21 protein-coding genes are annotated in these 19,520 nt (G+C 70.1%); 18 read left to right on the top strand and 3 right to left on the bottom strand.

Annotated elements, in window-relative coordinates; genetic code table 11:
* The first annotated feature begins 84 nt into the window (after positions 1 to 84).
* Positions 85 to 1,185 carry an NAD-dependent epimerase/dehydratase family protein gene (locus NWFMUON74_RS32365; RefSeq protein ID WP_187685496.1) on the top strand — a complete coding sequence of 367 codons (1,101 nt, stop codon included), beginning with the start codon at positions 85 to 87 and terminating at the stop codon, positions 1,183 to 1,185.
* Entirely contained in the window at positions 1,182 to 2,198 is a 1,017-nt protein-coding gene (locus NWFMUON74_RS32360) for a lysophospholipid acyltransferase family protein (RefSeq protein WP_187685495.1), read from the top strand. Before NWFMUON74_RS32365 ends, NWFMUON74_RS32360 begins: the two co-directional genes overlap by 4 nt.
* Before the next feature lie 96 nt (positions 2,199 to 2,294).
* On the opposite strand, the gene NWFMUON74_RS32355 is transcribed toward NWFMUON74_RS32360, so the two are convergent.
* Positions 2,295 to 3,311 (bottom strand): HAD family hydrolase, encoded by a 1,017-nt coding sequence (locus NWFMUON74_RS32355; protein WP_425300787.1) that lies wholly within the window; start codon positions 3,309 to 3,311, stop codon positions 2,295 to 2,297.
* A gap of 117 nt (positions 3,312 to 3,428) precedes the next feature.
* On the opposite strand from NWFMUON74_RS32355, the gene NWFMUON74_RS32350 reads away from it, so the two are divergent.
* The 5 genes from NWFMUON74_RS32350 (at position 3,429) to NWFMUON74_RS32330 (ending at position 8,922) form a co-directional block, all read left to right on the top strand.
* Positions 3,429 to 3,689: a glutaredoxin family protein gene (locus tag NWFMUON74_RS32350; protein ID WP_187685494.1), complete on the top strand. Its 261-nt coding sequence runs from the start codon at positions 3,429 to 3,431 to the stop codon at positions 3,687 to 3,689.
* Positions 3,690 to 3,946: 257 nt separating this feature from the next.
* Positions 3,947 to 4,774, top strand: a complete 828-nt coding sequence (locus NWFMUON74_RS32345; RefSeq protein ID WP_187685493.1) for a redox-sensing transcriptional repressor Rex — start codon at positions 3,947 to 3,949, stop codon at positions 4,772 to 4,774.
* The gene (locus NWFMUON74_RS32340) at positions 4,771 to 6,156 is read left to right on the top strand and encodes a glutamyl-tRNA reductase (RefSeq protein WP_187685492.1); all 1,386 of its coding nucleotides are present in this window, start codon (positions 4,771 to 4,773) and stop codon (positions 6,154 to 6,156) included. Before NWFMUON74_RS32345 ends, NWFMUON74_RS32340 begins: the two co-directional genes overlap by 4 nt.
* A gap of 59 nt (positions 6,157 to 6,215) precedes the next feature.
* Entirely contained in the window at positions 6,216 to 7,286 is a 1,071-nt protein-coding gene (hemC, locus tag NWFMUON74_RS32335; RefSeq protein WP_187689552.1) for a hydroxymethylbilane synthase, read from the top strand.
* Positions 7,287 to 7,359: 73 nt separating this feature from the next.
* A complete protein-coding gene (locus tag NWFMUON74_RS32330) occupies positions 7,360 to 8,922 on the top strand; it encodes a bifunctional uroporphyrinogen-III C-methyltransferase/uroporphyrinogen-III synthase (RefSeq protein ID WP_187685491.1) in 1,563 nt (520 codons plus the stop codon).
* A gap of 324 nt (positions 8,923 to 9,246) precedes the next feature.
* On the opposite strand, the gene NWFMUON74_RS32325 is transcribed toward NWFMUON74_RS32330, so the two are convergent.
* Positions 9,247 to 9,519: a hypothetical protein gene (locus NWFMUON74_RS32325; RefSeq protein WP_187685490.1), complete on the bottom strand. Its 273-nt coding sequence runs from the start codon at positions 9,517 to 9,519 to the stop codon at positions 9,247 to 9,249.
* Positions 9,520 to 9,710: 191 nt separating this feature from the next.
* Here NWFMUON74_RS32325 and hemB point away from each other — a divergent pair, with 191 nt between their 5' ends.
* The 5 genes from hemB to NWFMUON74_RS32300 all read left to right on the top strand — a co-directional run bounded on the left by hemB (position 9,711) and on the right by NWFMUON74_RS32300 (position 12,597).
* On the top strand, positions 9,711 to 10,688 hold the full coding sequence (gene hemB / locus NWFMUON74_RS32320) for a porphobilinogen synthase (protein WP_187685489.1): 978 nt from the start codon (positions 9,711 to 9,713) through the stop codon (positions 10,686 to 10,688).
* Positions 10,685 to 11,203, top strand: coding sequence for a hypothetical protein (locus NWFMUON74_RS32315; RefSeq protein ID WP_232110705.1), 519 nt, complete (start codon positions 10,685 to 10,687; stop codon positions 11,201 to 11,203). Before hemB ends, NWFMUON74_RS32315 begins: the two co-directional genes overlap by 4 nt.
* Positions 11,204 to 11,473: 270 nt before the next feature.
* A complete protein-coding gene (locus NWFMUON74_RS32310; protein WP_187685488.1) occupies positions 11,474 to 12,031 on the top strand; it encodes a hypothetical protein in 558 nt (185 codons plus the stop codon).
* Between the two features lie 55 nt (positions 12,032 to 12,086).
* Entirely contained in the window at positions 12,087 to 12,323 is a 237-nt protein-coding gene (locus NWFMUON74_RS32305; protein ID WP_187685487.1) for a hypothetical protein, read from the top strand.
* A gap of 55 nt (positions 12,324 to 12,378) precedes the next feature.
* Entirely contained in the window at positions 12,379 to 12,597 is a 219-nt protein-coding gene (locus tag NWFMUON74_RS32300; protein ID WP_187685486.1) for a hypothetical protein, read from the top strand.
* Between the two features lie 5 nt (positions 12,598 to 12,602).
* On the opposite strand, the gene NWFMUON74_RS32295 is transcribed toward NWFMUON74_RS32300, so the two are convergent.
* Positions 12,603 to 12,989: a hypothetical protein gene (locus tag NWFMUON74_RS32295; protein ID WP_187685485.1), complete on the bottom strand. Its 387-nt coding sequence runs from the start codon at positions 12,987 to 12,989 to the stop codon at positions 12,603 to 12,605.
* Between the two features lie 250 nt (positions 12,990 to 13,239).
* Between NWFMUON74_RS32295 and hemL the strand changes: the two genes are divergently transcribed.
* The 6 genes from hemL to ccsB all read left to right on the top strand — a co-directional run bounded on the left by hemL (position 13,240) and on the right by ccsB (position 19,493).
* Positions 13,240 to 14,577: a glutamate-1-semialdehyde 2,1-aminomutase gene (gene hemL, locus NWFMUON74_RS32290; RefSeq protein WP_187685484.1), complete on the top strand. Its 1,338-nt coding sequence runs from the start codon at positions 13,240 to 13,242 to the stop codon at positions 14,575 to 14,577.
* A 176-nt stretch (positions 14,578 to 14,753) separates the two neighbouring features.
* Positions 14,754 to 15,359 (top strand): histidine phosphatase family protein, encoded by a 606-nt coding sequence (locus NWFMUON74_RS32285; protein ID WP_187689550.1) that lies wholly within the window; start codon positions 14,754 to 14,756, stop codon positions 15,357 to 15,359.
* Positions 15,356 to 15,967, top strand: a complete 612-nt coding sequence (locus NWFMUON74_RS32280; protein ID WP_187685483.1) for a TlpA disulfide reductase family protein — start codon at positions 15,356 to 15,358, stop codon at positions 15,965 to 15,967. The genes NWFMUON74_RS32285 and NWFMUON74_RS32280 overlap by 4 nt, the downstream gene beginning before the upstream one ends.
* A gap of 34 nt (positions 15,968 to 16,001) precedes the next feature.
* Positions 16,002 to 16,823 carry a cytochrome c biogenesis CcdA family protein gene (locus NWFMUON74_RS32275; RefSeq protein ID WP_187685482.1) on the top strand — a complete coding sequence of 274 codons (822 nt, stop codon included), beginning with the start codon at positions 16,002 to 16,004 and terminating at the stop codon, positions 16,821 to 16,823.
* A gap of 1 nt (position 16,824) precedes the next feature.
* Positions 16,825 to 18,519 carry a cytochrome c biogenesis protein ResB gene (resB, locus tag NWFMUON74_RS32270; protein WP_187685481.1) on the top strand — a complete coding sequence of 565 codons (1,695 nt, stop codon included), beginning with the start codon at positions 16,825 to 16,827 and terminating at the stop codon, positions 18,517 to 18,519.
* Between the two features lie 2 nt (positions 18,520 to 18,521).
* Entirely contained in the window at positions 18,522 to 19,493 is a 972-nt protein-coding gene (gene ccsB, locus NWFMUON74_RS32265; RefSeq protein WP_187685480.1) for a c-type cytochrome biogenesis protein CcsB, read from the top strand.
* Positions 19,494 to 19,520: the final 27 nt, after the last annotated feature.

Genomic DNA, 19,520 nt, shown 5'->3' with positions numbered 1-19,520 from the left:
GGTGACAGAACTCATCGTAAGAAGGAAGTTAAACACCGCTGAGCTGTCGCGACAGCGGTTATCCTGGAACGCGGAATCGGCGGTATGGGGGCTGCACAGGCGGGATCCGGCGTGGCTACGAACGTGCGAGACGGGCATACGCCCAAGGTGGTGCTGGTGACCGGCGCGAGCCGGTTCTTCGGCGGCAACGTCGTCGCGCGCCTGGCTGCCGACCCCACGGTCGAGCGCATCATCGCCGTCGACGCCCGCACGCCCGGCCGGGAGTTGCTGCGCCGGATGGGCCGGGCCGAATTCGTGCGGGCCGATATTCGAAATCCCTTGATACGCAAGGTGTTCGATCGCAACGAGGTCGACACCGTGGTGCATCCGGCGGTGCTCTCGCGGCCGCCGTCCGGGGGCGGGCGCGCGGTCATGAAGGATTTCAACGTGCTCGGCACCATGCAGCTGTTCGCGGTCTGCCAGAAGTCGCCGAGCGTGCGGCGGGTGGTGGTGCGCTCGTCGTCGGCGGTGTACGGCTGCGGCCCGAAAGACCCGGCGAAATTCACCGAGGAAATGAGCGCCCGCACGCCGCCGCGCGGCTGGTTCGCCCGCGACATGATCGAAGTGGAAGGTTTTGTGCGCGGCCTGGCGCGCCGCCGCCCGGATATCGCCGCGGCCATTCTGCGTTTTCCGCCGATCGTCGGTCCGCGGCTGGCGCATCGGGGCGTGCAGTATTTCCGTTCCCCGGTCACGCCGACGATCCTCGGCCGGGACCCGCGCATCCAACTACTGCACGAGGAGGACGCCATAGCCGCGCTGACCCATGCGGCGCTCGCCGCGCCGGGCGGCACCTTCAACGTGGCCGGCGACGGCGCGCTGGTGCTGTCGCAGGCCGTGCGCCGGGCCGGTCGCATCGCCCTGCCGGTGCCGTTCGCGTTGTTCCGCAGCGTGGGCCGCTCGTTCATGGGCCCGGTGATGCGGGAATTCACGACTGAACAGATCGACTACTTCCATTTCGGCTGCGGGCTGGACACCACCCGGATGCGAGCCGAACTCGGATATCAGCCGCGCTGGACGACAGTGCAGGCATTCGACGATTTCGTCGGGGGCGCAGCGTTGCGGCCCGTCATGGATCCACGCTGGATCGACGCTGCAGAAACGAAACTTCTCGGCCTGGTCGGGGCCGGAGCGGGAGCACACCGATGAACGACGTGGCGAAGGTAATTCAGCTGCACGATGTGGACTTCGAGGCGCGTAATCGCACGCCCGCGCGCCGCTGGCCGGACGAATCGGCGCCGAGTCCGGTCACCTCGCTGACCGAACGGCTGGCCGAGACGGGCCCGCGGCCCCCGCGCACCCTGGGCGACCTGGTGCGCGGCGTCGTCACCGACGGCATTCGCGGCACGGCCGATTTCGCCCGCCGCCGCCTCACCGGCGACTACCAGGTGGACGAGTTCGGGCTCGACGAGCACCTGCTGGAGTCGGTGGTGCTGCCCGCGCTGCGGCCGCTGTCGGAGCTGTGGTTCCGGGTGCAGGTCTCCGGCATCGAAAACCTGCCCGAGTCCGGTGGTGCGCTCATCGTGTCCAATCACGCGGGCGTGGTGCCGATCGACGGCCTGATGCTGCAGCTGGCGGTGCACGACCGGCACCCGAAACAGCGCGCGCTGCGGCTGCTGGCCGCCGACCTGATCTTCGAACTGCCGGTGCTGGGCGGGCTGGCCCGCAAGGCCGGGCACACCCTGGCCTGCCCCGCCGACGCGGAACGGCTGCTGCGCGCGGGCGAGCTGGCCGGTGTGTTCCCCGAGGGTTTCAAGGGTATCGGCAAGCCGTACTCCGAGCGCTACAAGCTGCAGCGGTTCGGGCGCGGGGGATTCGTGTCGGCGGCGGTGAAGACGGGCGTGCCGATCATTCCGTGCTCGATCGTCGGCTCGGAGGAGATCTACCCGAAGATCGCCGATCTGAAGCCGCTGGCCCGGCTGCTCGGCCTGCCGTACTTCCCGGTGACCCCGCTGTTCCCGCACCTCGGCGTGCTCGGCGCCCTGCCGCTGCCGTCGAAGTGGTACATCGAGTTCGGCGCCCCGATCAGCACCACCGCCTACGAACCCGAGGCCGCCGACGACCCGATGACCATGTTCGAGGTGACGGACCAAGTCCGCGAAACCATTCAGCAGACCCTCTACAAGCTGCTGATGAAGCGCCGAAATTCCTTCACCGGCTAGGGTTTTCGGCCTTCGCCACGGCCACGACCCGCAGGTGACGGCCTCTGGGTTCAGTTTGCCGCGTCGCGCTTGCGGGTGGGAAGCGTCGTGGCTGCTTCAGCCTGCCGCCTCGCGCTTGCGGGTGAGGACCGCCGCGGCCGCGCCGCCTGCCGCGCCCAGGGCGAGGGCGGTGGGAACGCCGATCTTGGCGGCCTTGCGGCCGGTGCGGAAGTCGCGGATCTCCCAGCCGCGGTTCTTGGCCACCTCGCGGAGGTCCGAATCGGGGTTGATGGCTACCGAGGTGCCGACCAGGGAGAGCATGGGGACGTCGTTGTGGCTGTCGGAGTAGGCGGTGCAGCGTTTGAGGTTCAGGCCCTCGCGGATGGCCAGGGTGCGCACCGCGTGGGCCTTGCCCAGACCGTGCAGGATGTCGCCGACCAGGCGGCCGGTGAATACGCCGTCCACGCTCTCGGCGACGGTGCCCAGCGCGCCGGTGAGGCCGAGCCGCTTCGCGATCACCTGGGCCAGCTCCACGGGGGTGGCCGTCACCAGCCACACCTGCTGCCCGGCATCCAGATGCATCTGGGCCAGCGCGCGGGTGCCCGGCCAGATCTTGTCGGCGATGATCTCGTCGTAGATCTCCTCGCCGAGCGCGGCCAGTTCGGCGGTCGAGCGGCCGGCGATGAACGACAGCGCCTTCTCCTTGCCGCTCACCATGTCGCCGGCGTTCTCCTTGCCGGTGACCCGGAACTTCACCTGCTTCCAGGCGATGTCGACCAGGTCCGAGCTCTTGAAGTACTTGCGGGCGGCCAGGCCGCGGGCGAAGTGCACGATCGACGCGCCCTGCACCATGGTGTTGTCGACGTCGAAGAACGCCGCCGCGGTCAGGTCGCGCGGTACCTCCGAATCCGGCTCGGCGACACCGGCTTCCAGCTCGGCGTCGTGCAGTGCGAGGGCCGCGTCGGCGCTGGCCTCACCGGCCAGGTTGGCGCGCACCTCCTCCTCGCTGGGCCCGAACGGGCTGCGCGCGATGCGAGTCAGCTGATCGGACAGGCCCTGGCTCCAGCGCGCCGGGAACTCGCCGAATCTACCCGCGATGAAGCCCGTCCTCGCATCCTTAGATCGTTCCGGCACCAGTACCTCCGCCCGTCAATGCGAACACCACAACACTAACCGAGCGGTATGACCTTGTCGGTTGGACAGTTCCGGCCCGTGTCCGGCGAATCCGCCCGGGACGTATTGAATGAAGCCATGAGCGACTCCACGCATTCGGTGACTTTGTTGACGCGGGCGGGGTGTGGGATGTGCACCGTCGCGCTGGAACAGTTGCGCACGATCTGCGCCGATTTCGGGATCGAGCCGGGAACGGTCGATGTGGACGAGGCCGCGGCGAGCGATCCGGGACTGCGGGCCGAATACGGCGACCGGCTGCCGGTGGTGTTGCTCGACGGGCGCGAACACAGTTATTTCGACGTCGACGAGACGCGGCTGCGAGCGGATCTGCGCCGCTGAGCGGCCCGCCCGGCGCGTTGTGTGGAAACTCACCGCCGACTGCGGGTTGAATGGGACGGCACGGCCCAACCTCGAGTGACCGAATTCACCGACTTTGTGCAGGGCTTCACAAGCAGTTACGGTGGTGACACGCGAACCGACTGCGGCAGGCAGCGGCAGCACCCGAACCCCGACATACCGATACCGGCACCCCTCCGGCGTCGGCGGTGCACAGCGAACCGGACACCTATCCCCGGCCGGACGAGGAGCCGAACGACGTGACAGAGCAGCATGAGACGCCAGGCGGCGTCTCCGGCAGGGCTCTGCAGAAGGACATCCCGCAGGCGACCGTAGCTCGGCTGGCAACCTATCTCAGGGTGCTCGCCCTGCTCGCCGACGAGGGTGTGCTCATCGTATCGAGTGAAGAACTGGCTGTCGCGGCGGGTGTCGGTTCCGCGAAGTTGCGCAAGGATCTGTCGTTCCTCGGCCCCAACGGCGTGCGCGGCGTCGGCTACGACGTGGCCAAGCTGCGCGCCCGCGTCGAGGACGTGCTCGGGCTGTCCGAAGGGCACCGCGTGATCCTGGTCGGCGCCGGAAATCTGGGCCGGGCGCTGGTCGGCTACGGCGGGTTCCGGCGGCGCGGGTTCAGCATGGTCGGCATCTTCGATTCCGATCCGGCGATCGTCGGTGAGGAGGTCAGCGGGCTGACCGTGCGCGATGTCGCGGAACTGCACGGTGCCGTCGCCGAACTCGCGCCGACCATCGCGGTCATCACGGTGCCCGACGCGGCCGCCCAGGCGGTCTGCGACGACCTGGTCGCCGCGGGCGTGCAGTGCATCCTCAGCTTCTCGCCGACGGCACTGGAGGCACCGGCGTCGGTGGAGGTCCGCCGGGTCGATCTCGCCGTCGAGATGCAGATGCTGTCGTTCGATCGGGCACGCAGCGCGGCGGCGGACGCACAGGACGAGGCGCACAGCGTGGCCGCGGGCGAAACCGTGACCGCGGTGTCCACTCCGATCGGCCGCCGGGTGGCGGACCGGTCGCACGTGGGCATCAAGCATTCGGCAACGGAGCCAAACAGCAAGGGATCGGTGGTGGCACCATGAGCGTGCTTCTGGTCGGTATTTCGCATCGCAGCGCGCCCGTCGCGGTGCTGGAGAAGGTTGCTGTCACCGAGGACGACCGGCCCAAGCTGACCGATCGCATGCTCGCCTCGCAGCACGTGTCCGAGGCGATGATCGTCTCCACCTGCAACCGCGTCGAGGTCTACGCCGTGGTCGACGCCTTCCACGGCGGTCTGGCCGAGGTCGGCGAACTGCTGGCCAAGCATTCCGGTCTACCGCTGCCAGAGCTGACCAGGCACGCCTACGTGCGCTACAGCGAGGCCGCCGCCGAGCACTTGTTCGCGGTCGCCAGCGGCCTGGACTCGATGGTGGTCGGCGAGCAGCAGGTGCTCAGCCAGATCCGCGCCGCCTACGCCGCCGCCGACGCGCAGCAGGCGGCCGGTCGCACCCTGCACGAACTGGCCCAGCACGCACTGCGGGTCGGCAAGCGGGTGCACTCCGAGACCGGCATCGACCGGGCGGGCGCCTCGGTGGTGTCGGTCGCGCTCGACCGGGCCCGCGCGGTCCTCGGCCCGCTCGACGGTCGTGCCGCCGTGGTGATCGGCGCGGGCGCGATGGGCGGACTCGCGGTGGCGCATCTGGCGCGCGCCGGGGTCGGGCACATCACCGTGGTCAATCGGACGCTGGAACGCGCGCAGCGGCTGGCGCATACCGCCGCGACCATGCACGACGCCTCCGCGTCGGCGTCGGATCTGGCCGGGCTCGTGCCCGCGCTGGCCGATGCCGACATCGTGATCACGAGCACGGGCGCGGTCGGATCGGTGGTGACGCTGGCCGACGCGCACCGGGCGCTGAACTCCGCCCGGGTCGACCACCAGATGGTGATCTGCGACCTGGGCCTGCCGCGCGACGTGGACCCGGCCGTCGCGGGCCTGCCCGACGTGACCGTGATCGACATGGAGACCCTGCAGCGCGACCCGGCCGCGGGCGCGGCCGCCGACGACACCAGCGCCGCGCGCGCCATCGTCGCCGAGGAACTTTCCAAGTATCTGTCCGGTCAGCGGATGGCCGAGGTGACGCCCACCGTGGCGGCGCTGCGGCAACGGGCCGCCGACGTGGTCGAGGCCGAACTGCTACGGCTCGAGTCGAAGCTGCCCGGCCTGGCCGACCCGGACCGCGAAGAAGTGGCCCGCACCGTGCGCCGGGTGGTCGACAAGCTGCTGCACGCGCCGACGGTGCGGGTCAAACAGCTGGCCTCCACACCGGGCGGCGACTCCTACGCCGAGGCCCTGCGCGAACTGTTCGAACTCAAGCCCGGTGCGGCGCAGGCCGTCGCGGCGCCGATGGAGATCGCGGCGCTGGGCGAGTTGGCCGACGACTTCACCACCGGCCAGGCCGGTGACGGACAGGGGCCGGCGGCGTGACCGAAACTACGACCATGACCGGGGAAATCGTGACCGACGCAGCGCTGCAGGAGCACGATATGACCACACGAGGCACGGCCGTGGCGCCGTGGCGCATCGGGACTCGCGGCAGCCACCTGGCTCTCACCCAGGCCGGTACCGTCCGCGATGCGCTGATCGCCGCCGGGCAGTACGCCGAACTCGTCGTCGTGAAGACGGCCGGCGACAAATCGTCCGATCCGGTGGAGAAGATCGGCGTCGGGGTGTTCACCACCGCGCTGCGCGACGAACTGGCCGCCGGCAGCGTCGACATCGCGGTGCACTCGTACAAGGATCTGCCCACCGCGCCCGACCCCCGGTTCGTCATCGCCGCGATCCCGGCCCGGGAGGACCCGCGTGACGCGGTGGTCGCCCGCGACGGCCTGGTGCTCGGCGCGCTGCCGCCGGGCGCGAAGGTCGGCACCTCCGCACCGCGCCGGGTCGCGCAGTTGCGCGCGCTCGGCCTCGGGCTGGAGGTGCTGCCGCTGCGCGGCAATATCGACACCAGAATGCGCAAGGTCGCCGACGGCGAACTCGACGCCGTGATCCTGGCCCGCGCCGGACTCGCCCGCGTCGGCCGCCTCGACGAGGTGACCGAGGCGCTGGAGCCGGTGCAGATGCTGCCCGCTCCCGCCCAGGGCGCGCTGGCGGTGGAATGCCGCGTCGAAGACTCCGAACTCGTGACCATCCTGTCGGATCTGGACGATGCCGCCGCCCGGGCCGCGGTGCTCGCCGAGCGGTCGCTGCTCGCCGAGCTCGAGGCCGGCTGTACCGCGCCGGTCGGCGCGCTGGCCGAGGTGGTGGAGTCGATCGACGACGACGGCCGGGTGTTCGAGGAACTGTCGCTGCGCGGATGCGCGGCGGCCATTGATGGCTCGGACGTCATCCGGGCCTCCGCGGTCGGCTCGCTCGCACAGGCCGAGCAGCTGGGCCGTTCGTTGGCGCGTGAACTCTTGGAGCTGGGGGCACGCGACTTGCTCGGCGGTAGCGACGGGCCCGAAGGAGGCAGCCTGCGTAACCACGCAGGGCCCGGCGGACGCCGCATCGAACAGAGCGCCGACAGCGCCTCTTCAGACCTCAGTAATCCCAGCCCAATGGAGAACAACCAATGAGCGAGCGCAGCGAGCGAATGATCAGCGCGACGCCTTCGGGCATGCCGGCACCGAGCGCCAGCGAGGTGCGGGCATGAGTCGAGCCACGAAGAAGCACCCGGGCCGGATCCTGTTCGTGGGTTCGGGCCCCGGCGACCCGGCGCTGCTCACCGTGCGGGCCCGCGAGGTGCTCGGGCGCGCGACGCTGGCCTTCACCGACCCCGACGTCGACAAGGGCGTGTCGGCCCTGGTCGGGACCGTGGTGGAGCCCGGCCCCGACGGCGAGCCCGCGGTCGACGTGCGCCCGGCGCTCGGCGAGCCGGCCGAGGTCGCCAAGACGCTGATCGCCGAGGCGCGCAACGGCCACGACGTGGTGCGGCTGGTCTCCGGCGATCCGCTGACCACCGATTCGGTGATCGCCGAGGTCAATGCCGTTACCCGCTCGCATGTGATGTTCGAGGTGCTGCCCGGACTGCCGTCGGGCACCACCGTTCCCTCCTACGCCGGTATCGCGCTGGGCTCCACCCACACCGAGGTGGACGTGCGCGGCGAGGTGGACTGGGCGGCCGTCGCGGGCGCGCCCGGGCCGCTGGTGCTGCACGCCACCTCCGGCCACCTGGCCGAGACGGCGAGCGCGCTCGTCGAGCACGGCATGGCCCCGCAGACTCCGGTCGCGGTCACCGTGCGCGGCACCACGCGCCAGCAGCGCACCATCGAGGCGACGCTGGCCACGCTGAACTCCGCGGCCTCCGAGCTGGTCGGGCCGCTGGTGGTCACGGTCGGCAAGGAGGTCGAGAAGCGCGCCAAGATGTCGTGGTGGGAGTCGCGGGCGCTGTACGGCTGGACGGTGCTCGTGCCGCGCACCAAGGAACAGGCCGGTGAGATGAGCGAGAAGCTCGTCATGCACGGCGCCATCCCCATGGAGGTGCCGACCATCGCCGTCGAGCCGCCGCGCAGCCCGGCGCAGATGGAGCGCGCGGTCAAGGGTCTGGTCGACGGCCGCTACCAGTGGGTGGTCTTCACCTCCACCAACGCGGTGCGCGCGGTGTGGGAGAAGTTCGGCGAATTCGGCCTGGACGCCCGCGCCTTCTCGGGTGTGAAGATCGCCTGCGTCGGCGAGGCCACCGCGGACAAGGTGCGCTCCTTCGGCATCAACCCGGAGCTGGTGCCCAGCGGTGAGCAGTCCTCCGAGGGCCTGCTCGCCGACTTCCCGCCCTACGACGACGTTTTCGATCCGGTCAACCGAGTGTTGTTGCCGCGTGCGGACATCGCCACCGAAACTCTGGCCGAGGGTCTGCGCGACCGCGGCTGGGAGATCGACGACGTGACCGCGTACCGGACGGTGCGTGCCTCGCCGCCTCCGGCCGAGACCCGCGAGATGATCAAGACCGGTGGTTTCGACGCCGTGCTGTTCACCTCCTCCTCGACGGTGCGGAACCTGGTCGGCATCGCCGGCAAGCCCCACGCCCGTACCATCGTCGCCTGCATCGGCCCCAAGACCGCCGAAACAGCCATCGAATTCGGCCTCCGCGTAGACGTCCAGCCAGAGGTAGCCCAAGTCGGCCCCCTGGTGGACGCCCTCGCCGAACACGCCGCCCACCTCCGCGCCGAGGGCCTCCTCCCCCCACCCCGCAAAAAGAGCCGCCGCAGCCGCTGACCGCGCGCCGGTGCCACCCCGGCACCGGCACACCAACGGCCTACGTACACCAACGGCCTACGTACACCAATGGCCTACGGCAAACCACATCGAGCGACGCACCACGGGTGGCCGTGTACCAACCCCGCCCGGCGCGCTTTGACCGGGACCTCGCGCGATACCGGCCAACGCATGCCGGAAAGACGTGCGCTGACCACGGGACCACCACGCCCCCGTGGTGCGTCACCGTCACGCGGATACGTACCGGGATGTGGCGCACCGCCGCCTCATCCGGGTACACCAGCGTGTGGCGCACCCTTCCATCCCGGCGTGCTTTTCGCCGGGTCAGCGGCGGGCGCGCATGAGGTCTCGGACGAGGCGGCAGGTTTTGTCCGAGGGTGGGTGGAGGCCGATGAGTTGGGCTGTGCGGCGGATGGTTTCGTTGTCGGCCAGGCTGGCGCGGTAGATGCCGGAGTCGAGCAGGGCGATGGACAGGCGCAGTGCCTTCAGCCGGCGATTGTGGGTGACATACCAGGACCGCGGGCGGCCCGGCGGCAGACGCCGCTTCACCAGCGGGACATAGGGCCTGTCGATGATCGTCGGTGCGGTAGCGGGCACGAGATCCTCCCCTCGCCATCGGAGACCCTGATCGAGTCTCTTCGAACACATCTTCGATTCTACCCCGACCCACCGACAAAAACGGCGCACCGCAAGGGTTTTCACGCCCGCCTCTCGACGGCGAAATCGCCCGCACGCCGGTGCCGGAGGCGCTCGCGACCGGCGCCGGAGCGGGGCGTATCGTGCGATTCATGACCGGAATGGACCGCCCGCGGCGGTTGCGGCGGACCCCTGCCCTGCGCCGTCTCGTAGCCGAAACCACCTTGGCGCCAAGGCATCTGGTGCTGCCGATGTTCGTCGCCGACGGCCTCTCGGAGCCGCGCGAGATCGGCTCGATGCCCGGCGTGTACCAGCATTCGATGGATTCCCTGCGGAAGGCGGCCGTCGAGGCCGTCGCGGCGGGTGTCGGCGGGCTGATGCTGTTCGGCGTGCCCCGCCCGGAGGACAAGGACCCGTCCGGCAGCCAGGCGAGCGCGCCCGAGGGCATCCTCAACCGCGGCCTGCGCGCTCTGGCCGAGGAGGTCGGCGACGCGACGGTCGTCATGGCCGACACCTGCCTGGACGAGTTCACCGACCACGGCCACTGCGGCGTGCTGTCCGCCGACGGCGCCGTCGACAACGATGCCACCCTCACCCGCTATGTCGACATGGCGCTCGCGCAGGCCGAGGCGGGCGCCGACCTGCTCGGCACCAGCGGCATGATGGACGGCCAGGTGGGCGCCATCCGCGCCGGGCTCGACGCCGCGGGCCGCACCGACACCGGCATCCTGGCCTACGCCGCCAAGTACTCCTCGGCGTTCTACGGCCCGTTCCGCGAGGCCGTGGCTTCCTCGCTGCAGGGCGATCGCCGCACCTACCAGCAGGACCCGGCCAACCGCCGCGAATCGATCCGCGAGCTGGAGCTGGACCTGGCCGAGGGCGCCGACATCGTGATGGTCAAGCCCGCCATGTCCTACCTGGACATCCTGCGCGAGGTCGCCGATCGCTCGACCGTGCCGGTGGCCGCCTACCAGATCTCCGGCGAGTACGCGATGATCACCGCCGCCGCCGAGCGCGGCTGGATCGACCGCCGCGCCGCCGTGCTGGAGTCGTTGCTGGGTATCCGCCGGGCGGGCGCGGATTTCGTGCTCACCTATTGGGCGACCGAGGCCGCACACTGGCTGTCGTGAATCAGTGGAGTCCGCCGGGACACCCGGGGCCCGTACCGGCGCCGACGGATGTCCGTACCGCCTGTCAGCTGTGGTGGGCCGTGATCGCGCTCGGTGTCGCGCGATTGGTCGCGAGCGCGCTGGACCGGTTCACCGGCCGAGACGACCTGGCCCGGGAGCTGTTCGACCAGGTGCGCGAACAGCAGCCGCAGGCCACGTTGGCGCAGGTCGAGTTGATCGTGTCGGTGATGCAGGTGCTGATCGTGGTGTTCGGCCTGGCGTTCGCGATCGGCGCGCTGGCGATCGTGCACCAGCTGGGCCGCGGGAAGCTGTGGGCGCGCACGCTGCTGGATATCGCGACCGTGGTGCTGGTGTTCGGCGCGGTCGGGGCGATGATCGGGCTCGGCGCGGTCGGCGGGGTGGTCCCGCTGCTCGCGGGGGCCGCGGCCATTCTGCAGGCGGTGCTCGCGGGCGGTGCGCTGTTCCTTTGCCGCAGAAGCGAATCCGATGCCATCTTCCGGCTCGGCGGCCGATAGAAGATACGCGGAATTTGTCACCGACGGGCCAGGATGTATCGTGAGGGCTGTCACAGAGGATTTGGGAACCGGATGTCGTTGCTCGGGCGTTGTTCTCGGGATCGCGTTACGCGATGCGCTCCGGTGGAGCGGAGGCATTGATGCGAGTGGTGATTCAGCAGCCGCAGAGCCTTCGGCGAGATGTACTGGTGCTGAGCCTGTTGATCCTGTTCGGTCTGCTCACCCTCGCCGTGCTGCTGCTCCCGGGAGCAGTCGGCTGATTCTCCCCGCATGAACGAGACCGCGCCCACGGTGCTGTTCGCGGAGCCCGGCGCTCGCTGGCGCACGATCGCCTACGGACCGATACTGTGCCTGATCATCCTGTTGCTGGAGATCGGGCTGGGGTCGCGCGCGCACTGGTTCGGGCTGGCCTTCTGCGCCGCGCTGCTGGCCGGGTTCGCGTGGTTGCAGGTGGTGGCGGGCCGTCGGCACGTCAGCGTCGAACTCACCGACGCCGCCCTGCGCGAGGGCACCGAAACCCTCCCGCTGCGCCGCATCGCCGAGGTGCTGCCCGAACCCGACGACGAGTCCTGGGACGACAAGGACTGGGGTGACGAGTCCGGGGACGACGGGGACTGGCAGTCGGCCCGCGCGCTCGGCGAACTGACCGGCGTGCCGCGCCGCCGCAAAGGCATCGGCCTGAAACTGGACGACGGCGGCCTGGTGCAGGCATGGGCCCGCGACCATCGCCGCCTGCGCGCGGAACTCACCGCCGCGGTGGCGAAAGCCCATGCCACTCCGGAACCGGACCAGGGCGCAGAATCCGGGGACACCGAGCAGCCCGGGTGAAACTCCCGGTGTTACGGCCGTAATCGAGTTCGACAGCGAATGCGAGGAGGGCACTGTGATGCGGCGGGTGTGGATCGTCGTCGATTTGGTGTTGCTCGTGGTGTGTGCCGGGGCCGCGGTGCCGAGCTGGCGCAACGGGATCGACCGGACCGTGTTCGCGGCGGCAGGGGAGCAGCCCGCCTTCGAGGCCACTCGCTATTCGGGTCCCTGGCTGGGGCTTTCCGCGCTGCTGGTGGCGATCGCGGGGTTGGCGGTCATCGACCTCGTCGCCCGGTGCGCGCGCTCGCGGTGAATCAGCGGGGCCGAGTTGCCGCGCGGAACTCCGTCGCGGGCGGACAATGGTCGGCATGAAGCGCACAGATCTCGTGAAACGCATTGCCCTCACAGTGGCGGCCACGGGAGCCGTCGGCGCTGCCACCGTCGTCCCCGCCACGGCCGCGCCCCTCGAATCCGCCGCGGTCGCGCCACCGGCCCCGGCGTCCCTGCTCGACGTCCTGCCGGATCCGCTGAACTGCCTGCTGACCACCGGCTTCGCCGTCTTCTGCCTCGGCGTGCCGCTGTCGTAGTGCCGTCAGTTCCAGCGCTGATAGATGTCCAGCACGCGGAATCCACGGGTACCGGGCGCGTTGACGAAGAAGGTCACGGTGCCGTCGGGATGCGCGGCGGCCTCCATGATCACCTGCCGCAGTGAGGCGTGGATGTTGCCGTTGTCGTCGCGGTAGAGCCCGGTCTCCGGATGCAGCCCCGCACCCATCCGGCTCTGCGGTACGACCTTGGTGACCAGCGCCGGGACCGGGCCGTCGGCGAGCGCGGCGGTCTCCTCGTGGGACAGGGTCCACCCGACCCGGCCCTGGTCCGGCTGGGCCACCGGAACGCCCGCCGCGGCCTGGCCCGCACCGCCGAGCGCGGCGGCGAGACCGGCGACCAACAGGGCTGTGCTGAACAGGACGGTACGCATGAAATCCCTCCCGGCCGTGGCTGAGTCGTGCCCCGAGCGTACGGACCAGCAATCGCTCAGCGATCAATATGGCCTGAAAGTTCTTCCGGCGTGTTGCGTATTTGTTGGTGCATAACGACGAAAATCAGGTCTCGGGCAAACCCCGAGGAGGGTGCTCGGTCGTCGTATCGGGCGGCCCGTGGTGTGCCGTGACTCACCCCACTACACCCTGTCGTCGACGGTCCGGAGCGGGGCTGCGACACTGGAGGCCGTGAGTTCATCTCCGCGCGCGACCCAGACGCCCGTGCCGGTCTCCGCCAGCCTCTTCGAACGCGCCGCCGCGATCATTCCCGGCGGCGTGAACTCGCCCGTGCGGGCCTTCAAATCCGTCGGCGGCACACCGCGATTCATCGCCTCCGCGCGCGGCAGCACCCTCACCGACGCCGACGGCAACGACTACGTCGACCTGGTGTGTTCCTGGGGCCCGATGATTCTCGGTCACGCGCACCCGGCCGTGGTCGACGCGGTGCGGCGGGTGGCGACCGACGGCCTGTCGTTCGGCGCGCCGACCGAGGCGGAGATCGAACTGGCCGAGGCCATCGCCGCCCGGGTCGATCCGGTGCAGCGGGTGCGGCTGGTCAACTCCGGCACCGAGGCCACCATGAGCGCGGTCCGGCTGGCGCGCGGTTACACCGGCCGCAGCAAGATCATCAAATTCTCCGGCTGCTACCACGGCCACGTGGACGCGCTGCTGGCCGACGCCGGTTCCGGAGTGGCGACGCTGGGCCTGCCGACCTCGCCGGGCGTCACCGGTGCGCAGGCCGCCGACACCATCGTGCTGCCGTACAACGACCTCGACGCGGTGGCCGCCGCCTTCGCCGAATTCCCGGACCGGATCGCGGGTGTCATCACCGAGGCCGCGGCCGGGAACATGGGTACGGTCGCGCCGCTGCCCGGTTTCAACGCGGGCCTGCGCCGGCTCACCTCCGAGCACGGCGCGCTGCTGATCATGGACGAGGTGATGACCGGGTTCCGGGTGAGCCCGGCCGGTTGGTACGGCGTGGAGGGCGTCGCGGGTGATCTCTACACCTTCGGCAAGGTGATGAGCGGTGGGCTGCCGGCCGCGGCGTTCGGCGGCAGCGCCGAAATCATGGACCGGCTGGCCCCGACCGGGCCGGTGTATCAGGCGGGCACCCTGTCGGGGAATCCGGTCGCGGTGGCGGCCGGGCTGGCCACGCTGCGCGCCGCCGACGACGCGATGTACGCCGCGCTGGACCGCAACGCGCAGCGGCTCGGCGGGCTGCTCACCGAGGCCCTGACCGCCGCGGGCGTCCCCCACGTGGTGCAATTCGCGGGCAATATGGTGAGCGTGTTCTTCGCCGACGAACCGGTGACCGACTACGCCGCCGCCAAGTCCACCGCGACCTGGCGCTTCCCGGCCTTCTTCCACGCCCTGCTCGATCGCGGCGTGTACGCGCCACCCAGCGCGTTCGAGACGTGGTTCGTCTCCGCCGCGCTCGACGAGGACGCATTCGCCCGTATCGCCGCCGCCCTGCCCGCCGCCGCGGCGGCCGCGGCAGCCGCCACACCCGAAGGATCCAACGCGTGAGCGAATCCGAACAGCTCGAAACCGGCTCGGCCCCCACCTCCTCCGACGAGCCGACCGCCACCAACGGCACGGCCGTGACCACCGGCGACGAGGACTCGAAAGCCGCCGCCGATACCGGTGCGACACCGGTGCTACCGGCCCACCTGGCGTCCGACACCGAGACCATCGTGCACGTCATGCGGCACGGCGAGGTGCACAACCCGAAGGGCATCCTCTACGGGCGGCTGCCCGGATTCAGCCTGTCGGTGGCGGGCCGTTCGCAGGCCACGGCCGTGGCCCGGTCGCTGGCCGACCACGACATCTCGCTGGTGGTGGCCTCGCCGCTGCAACGCGCGCAGGAGACCGCCGAGCCCATCGCGGTGCAGCACGGCGTCGTCGTGCGTACCGACGACAATCTGATCGAGGCGGGCAACACCTTCGAGGGCCTGCGGGTCTCGGTCGGTGACGGCGCGCTGCGCAAGCCGCGGCACTGGTGGAAGCTGCGCGACCCGTTCACCCCGTCCTGGGGCGAGCCGTATCTGCAGATCGCACACCGCATGCTGGCCGCGGTGAACAAGGCGCGGGTCGAGGCGGCGGGCCACGAGGCCGTGCTGGTGTCGCATCAGCTGCCGGTGTGGACGCTGCGGCGGTTCCTCGAGGGCAAGCGGCTGTGGCACGATCCGCGGCAGCGACAGTGCTCGCTGGCCTCGGTGACTTCGCTTGTGTACCAGGGCGATACGCTCATCGACATCGTCTACTCCGAGCCCGCCGGGGAGTCGGATCCGCGGGTGACCGGGGCGTGAGCGGTCGGTGGCGGTCGGCGGGAGCCGTGCTGGTCGCGTGTGTGGCGCTGGCGGCGGCGCTGTCCGGCTGCTCGACCGGCACCGACGCGGTCGCCAGTGGCGGCACCTTCGACTTCGTCTCGCCCGGGGGCAAGACCGACATCCTGTACAACCCGCCCGAGTCCCGCGGCACCATCGGCAAGCTGTCCGGACCGGATCTGCTGCACCCCGGTAAGACCCTTTCGGTGGCCGACTTCCCGAATCAGGTTGTGGTGCTGAACCTCTGGGGTCAGTGGTGCGGTCCGTGCCGTGCCGAGGCGCCCGCGTTGGAGCAGGTCTACGAGCAGTCGAAGGCGAAGGGCGTCGCGTTCGTCGGCATCAACGTCCGGGATCCGCAGCGCGACAAGGCGCAGGACTTCGTCACCGATTTCCACGTCGGCTATCCCTCGATCTACGACCCCGAGATGCGCACCCTGCTCGCGCTCGGCGGCAAGTTCCCCACCAGCGTCATCCCCACCACGCTGGTGCTCGACCGGCAGCACCGGGTAGCCGCGGTCTTCCTGCGCTCGCTACTGGCCGAGGACCTGCAACCGGTGGTCGACGGCATCGCCGCGGAGGGCGCGCAGTGAGATCCGATCGGTTGTGCCCGCGGGGGTGGGCGTGGTGAGGGTGTATGCGGCGGTGGGGGATTCGTTCCAGCAGACCGCGGCGTCCGGGCCGCTGCTGCTGGCGCTCGGGGCCTGCGTGCTGGCCGGGCTGGTGTCGTTCGCGTCGCCGTGCGTGGTGCCGCTGGTGCCCGGATACCTGTCGTATCTCGCCGGGCTGGTGGGCGCCGAAGCGCCGCCGGTGACGGTGGCCGAGGCGAACGGTGACCGGGCCGGGCTGGTCACGCGGTCCGGGCGGATGCGGGTCGCGGGGGCGGCGGGGCTTTTCGTGGCCGGGTTCACGGTCGTGTTCGTGCTGGCGTCGGCGACCGTGTTCGGGCTCATCCAGACCCTCAACGTGAATCGTGAACTGCTGCAACGGCTCGGCGGCGTCGTGACGATCGTGATGGGCCTGGTGTTCCTGGGGTTGATCCCGGCGTTGCAGCGCGACACCCGGATGCATCCGCGACGGCTGACCGGTGTCGTCGGTGCGCCGCTGCTCGGTGCGGTGTTCGCGCTCGGCTGGACGCCGTGCCTGGGCCCGACGCTGTCCGGTGTGATGGCCGTGTCCGCGGGCACCGAGGGCGCCACCGCCGCCCGGGGGGTGGCGCTGATCGTCGCCTACTGCCTGGGTCTCGGGCTGCCGTTCGTGATCCTGGCGTTCGGGTCGGCCAGCGCGCTGCGCGGGGTCGGGTGGTTGCGCCGCAATTCGCGGACGATTCAGGTGATCGGGGGGCTGCTGCTCGTCGCCGTCGGTATCGCGCTGGTGACCGGGCTGTGGGATCAGTTCGTCGGGTGGGTTCGCAATGTATTCGTCTCCCAGGTGACTCTGCCGATCTGACATGACCGCAACGATTTCCCCCGCCCCCGCCCGTCCGCCCCGCCAATCGCTCCCGCGCCGCGCCGTCGCGCTGCTGCGCAATACCTGGCGCGGGCTCACCAGTATGCGCACCGCGCTGATGCTGCTGTTCCTGCTGGCGCTGGCGGCCATCCCCGGCGCCCTGCTGCCGCAACGCAACCTGAACACGCAGAAGGTCGACAAGTACATCGCCGACCGGTCCACCCTCGGACCGTGGATGGACCGGTTGCAGCTGTTCGACGTGTTCTCCAGCTTCTGGTTCACCGCGGTCTACGTGCTGCTGTTCGTCTCGCTCGTCGGCTGCATCGTGCCCCGGGTCTTCGACCACTACAAGGCCTGGCGCACCCCGCCGGTACGCGCCCCGCGCAACCTCATCCGCCTGCCGCACCACTATTCGACCACCACGACGGACTCGGCGCAGGACGTGATCGCCAAGGCCCGCGCGGAACTTCGCGGCTGGCGGGTCGTCGAGCGTCGGGTGCGGCGGGGGGCGGAGCATGCCGAGGGAGTGACCCGCTCGCCTCACCTTGCCCGGCCTTCCGCCGAGGAGGTCACCCTGTCCGCGGAGAAGGGCTACTTCCGCGAACTGGGCAATATCGTCTTCCATCTGGCTCTGGTCGGGTTGCTGGTGGCGATCGCGGCCGGGCGGTTGTTCGGGTACGAGGGCAGCGTGATCGTCGTCGCCGACAACGGCCCGGGTTTCTGCACCACCTCGACCGCGGCGTTCGACTCCTTCCGCGCCGGGCGGGTCAACGACGGCACCGGGCTCGCGCCGATGTGCGTGCGGGTCAAGGACTTCCGGGCCGACTACCTCCCCAACGGCCAGGCCGAGATGTTCACCGCCGACATCTCCTACCAGGCCGGTGCCGATCTCGCGAGCGACACCTGGCGGGACACCACGATCCAGGTGAACCACCCGCTGCGGGTCTCCGGCGACCGCGTCTACCTGCAGGGTCACGGCTACGCTCCCACCTTCACCGTCACCTACCCCGACGGGCAGACGCGCACCGAGACCACGCAGTGGCGCCCCGACGACGGCACGACCTTCCTCTCCAGCGGCGTCATGCGCTTCGACCCGCCCGGCGGCATGTTCGGCACCGAGCAGGAGCGCCGCAAGCACCAGATCGCGATCGAGGGCCTGTTCGCGCCGACCGCCCTGCTCCACGGCAACCTGCTGACCTCTTCGTATCCCGCGCTGACCGATCCGGCGGTCGCCATCGACATCTACCGCGGCGAGACCGGGTTGGACACCGGCCGTGCCCAGTCGCTGTTCGCGCTGGATTCGGAGATGATCAAGCAGGGCCGCCTGACCAAGGAGCAGCGGGTCAATCTGCGGCCCGGCGAATCGGCCACCCTCTCCGACGGCACCAAGGTGACCTTCGACGGGGCGAAGCAGTACGCGAATCTCCAGGTGTCGCACGACCCCGCCCAGGGTTGGGTGCTGGCCTGCGCGCTGACCATGATGGCCGGACTGCTGGTGTCGCTACTGGTGAAGCGCCGCCGGATCTGGTTGCGCGCCTACCCCGACGACCGGCCCGATGGTGAACGACGTACCGTAGTAGAGATGGGCGGTCTGGCCCGCACCGACCAGGCGGGTTGGGGCGGCGAATTCGACCGTCTGCGAGCACGGCTGCTGGACAGCACCCCCACCGCGCGGACCGAGAGCACGAGAGAGTGACCATGACGATCGACGAAACTCTCGCCGGATACAGCAATCTCGCCTTCAAGACGGCGTGGGTCATCTACGTCCTGGTGCTGGCGATGCTGATCGTGCAGTACGCCTCGGCCCGCAGTCGGGTGACGACCGATCGGGAGCTCGTGAGCGTGGGTGGCGCGGGTACCGGGGACGGCCCGGTGCCCGGCCGGGTCGAGGCATCGCCCGCGCGACCCCTGCCGGAGCGGCTCGGCAATATGGCGTTCGCGGTGCTCTTCGTGGCGATCGGCCTGCACCTGGCCTCGATCGTGTTGCGCGGCTTCGCGACTCACCGGTTCCCACTGGGGAACATGTACGAGTTCATCACGATGGCCACCGCCGCGGCCGCGGTGACGGGCGTGGTGTTCATGCACGAGCGGCGCTACCGCTCGATGTGGGTCTTCCTGCTGGTGCCGGTGTTGATCCTGATGTTCCTGGCCGGGCAGGTGCTGTATGCCGAAGCGGCGCCGGTGGTTCCGGCGTTGAAGTCGTTCTGGCTGCCCATCCACGTGACGATCGTCAGCATCGGCAGCGGCATCTTCATGCTGTCGGGCGTGGCGAGCCTGCTGTTCCTGCTGCGCCTGCGCCAGCCCGAGGGCCAGGAATCGAACAACATCGTCGGCGCCCTGGCCCGCCGCCTCCCCGACGCCCGCGCCCTCGACCGCCTCGCCTACAAAACCACCATCGTCGGCTTCCCCCTGTTCGGCGCCGGCGTAATCCTCGGCGCCATCTGGGCCGAATCCGCCTGGGGCCGCTTCTGGGGCTGGGACCCCAAGGAAACGGTCTCCTTCATAGCCTGGGTCGTCTACGCCGCCTACCTACACGCCCGAGCCACCTCCGGCTGGCGAGACACCAAGGCCGCCTGGATCAACGTCGCCGGCTTCACAGCCATGCTCTTCAACCTCTTCATCATCAATATCGTGGTCAGCGGCTTGCACAGCTACGCTGGGTTGAACTGACGAGGCGTCCGGCCCGGCGGCATAGAC

The sequence above is a fragment of the Nocardia wallacei genome (assembly GCF_014466955.1).
GTDB lineage: Bacteria > Actinomycetota > Actinomycetes > Mycobacteriales > Mycobacteriaceae > Nocardia > Nocardia wallacei.
Note: the sequence above shows the minus strand (reverse complement) of the source record. Positions and strands in the feature narration are given on the sequence as shown.

Coding starts and splice junctions, on each gene's coding strand:
- NWFMUON74_RS32295 (WP_187685485.1), bottom strand. CDS start 12,989: ATGCGTACCGTCCTGTTCAGCACAGCCCTGTTGGTCGCCGGTCTCGCC.
- NWFMUON74_RS32340 (WP_187685492.1), top strand. CDS start 4,771: ATGAGCGTGCTTCTGGTCGGTATTTCGCATCGCAGCGCGCCCGTCGCG.
- NWFMUON74_RS32300 (WP_187685486.1), top strand. CDS start 12,379: ATGAAGCGCACAGATCTCGTGAAACGCATTGCCCTCACAGTGGCGGCC.
- NWFMUON74_RS32285 (WP_187689550.1), top strand. CDS start 14,754: ATGCGGCACGGCGAGGTGCACAACCCGAAGGGCATCCTCTACGGGCGG.
- NWFMUON74_RS32365 (WP_187685496.1), top strand. CDS start 85: ATGGGGGCTGCACAGGCGGGATCCGGCGTGGCTACGAACGTGCGAGAC.
- NWFMUON74_RS32330 (WP_187685491.1), top strand. CDS start 7,360: ATGAGTCGAGCCACGAAGAAGCACCCGGGCCGGATCCTGTTCGTGGGT.
- NWFMUON74_RS32350 (WP_187685494.1), top strand. CDS start 3,429: ATGAGCGACTCCACGCATTCGGTGACTTTGTTGACGCGGGCGGGGTGT.
- hemB (WP_187685489.1), top strand. CDS start 9,711: ATGACCGGAATGGACCGCCCGCGGCGGTTGCGGCGGACCCCTGCCCTG.
- resB (WP_187685481.1), top strand. CDS start 16,825: ATGACCGCAACGATTTCCCCCGCCCCCGCCCGTCCGCCCCGCCAATCG.
- hemC (WP_187689552.1), top strand. CDS start 6,216: ATGACCACACGAGGCACGGCCGTGGCGCCGTGGCGCATCGGGACTCGC.
- NWFMUON74_RS32310 (WP_187685488.1), top strand. CDS start 11,474: ATGAACGAGACCGCGCCCACGGTGCTGTTCGCGGAGCCCGGCGCTCGC.
- NWFMUON74_RS32360 (WP_187685495.1), top strand. CDS start 1,182: ATGAACGACGTGGCGAAGGTAATTCAGCTGCACGATGTGGACTTCGAG.
- ccsB (WP_187685480.1), top strand. CDS start 18,522: ATGACGATCGACGAAACTCTCGCCGGATACAGCAATCTCGCCTTCAAG.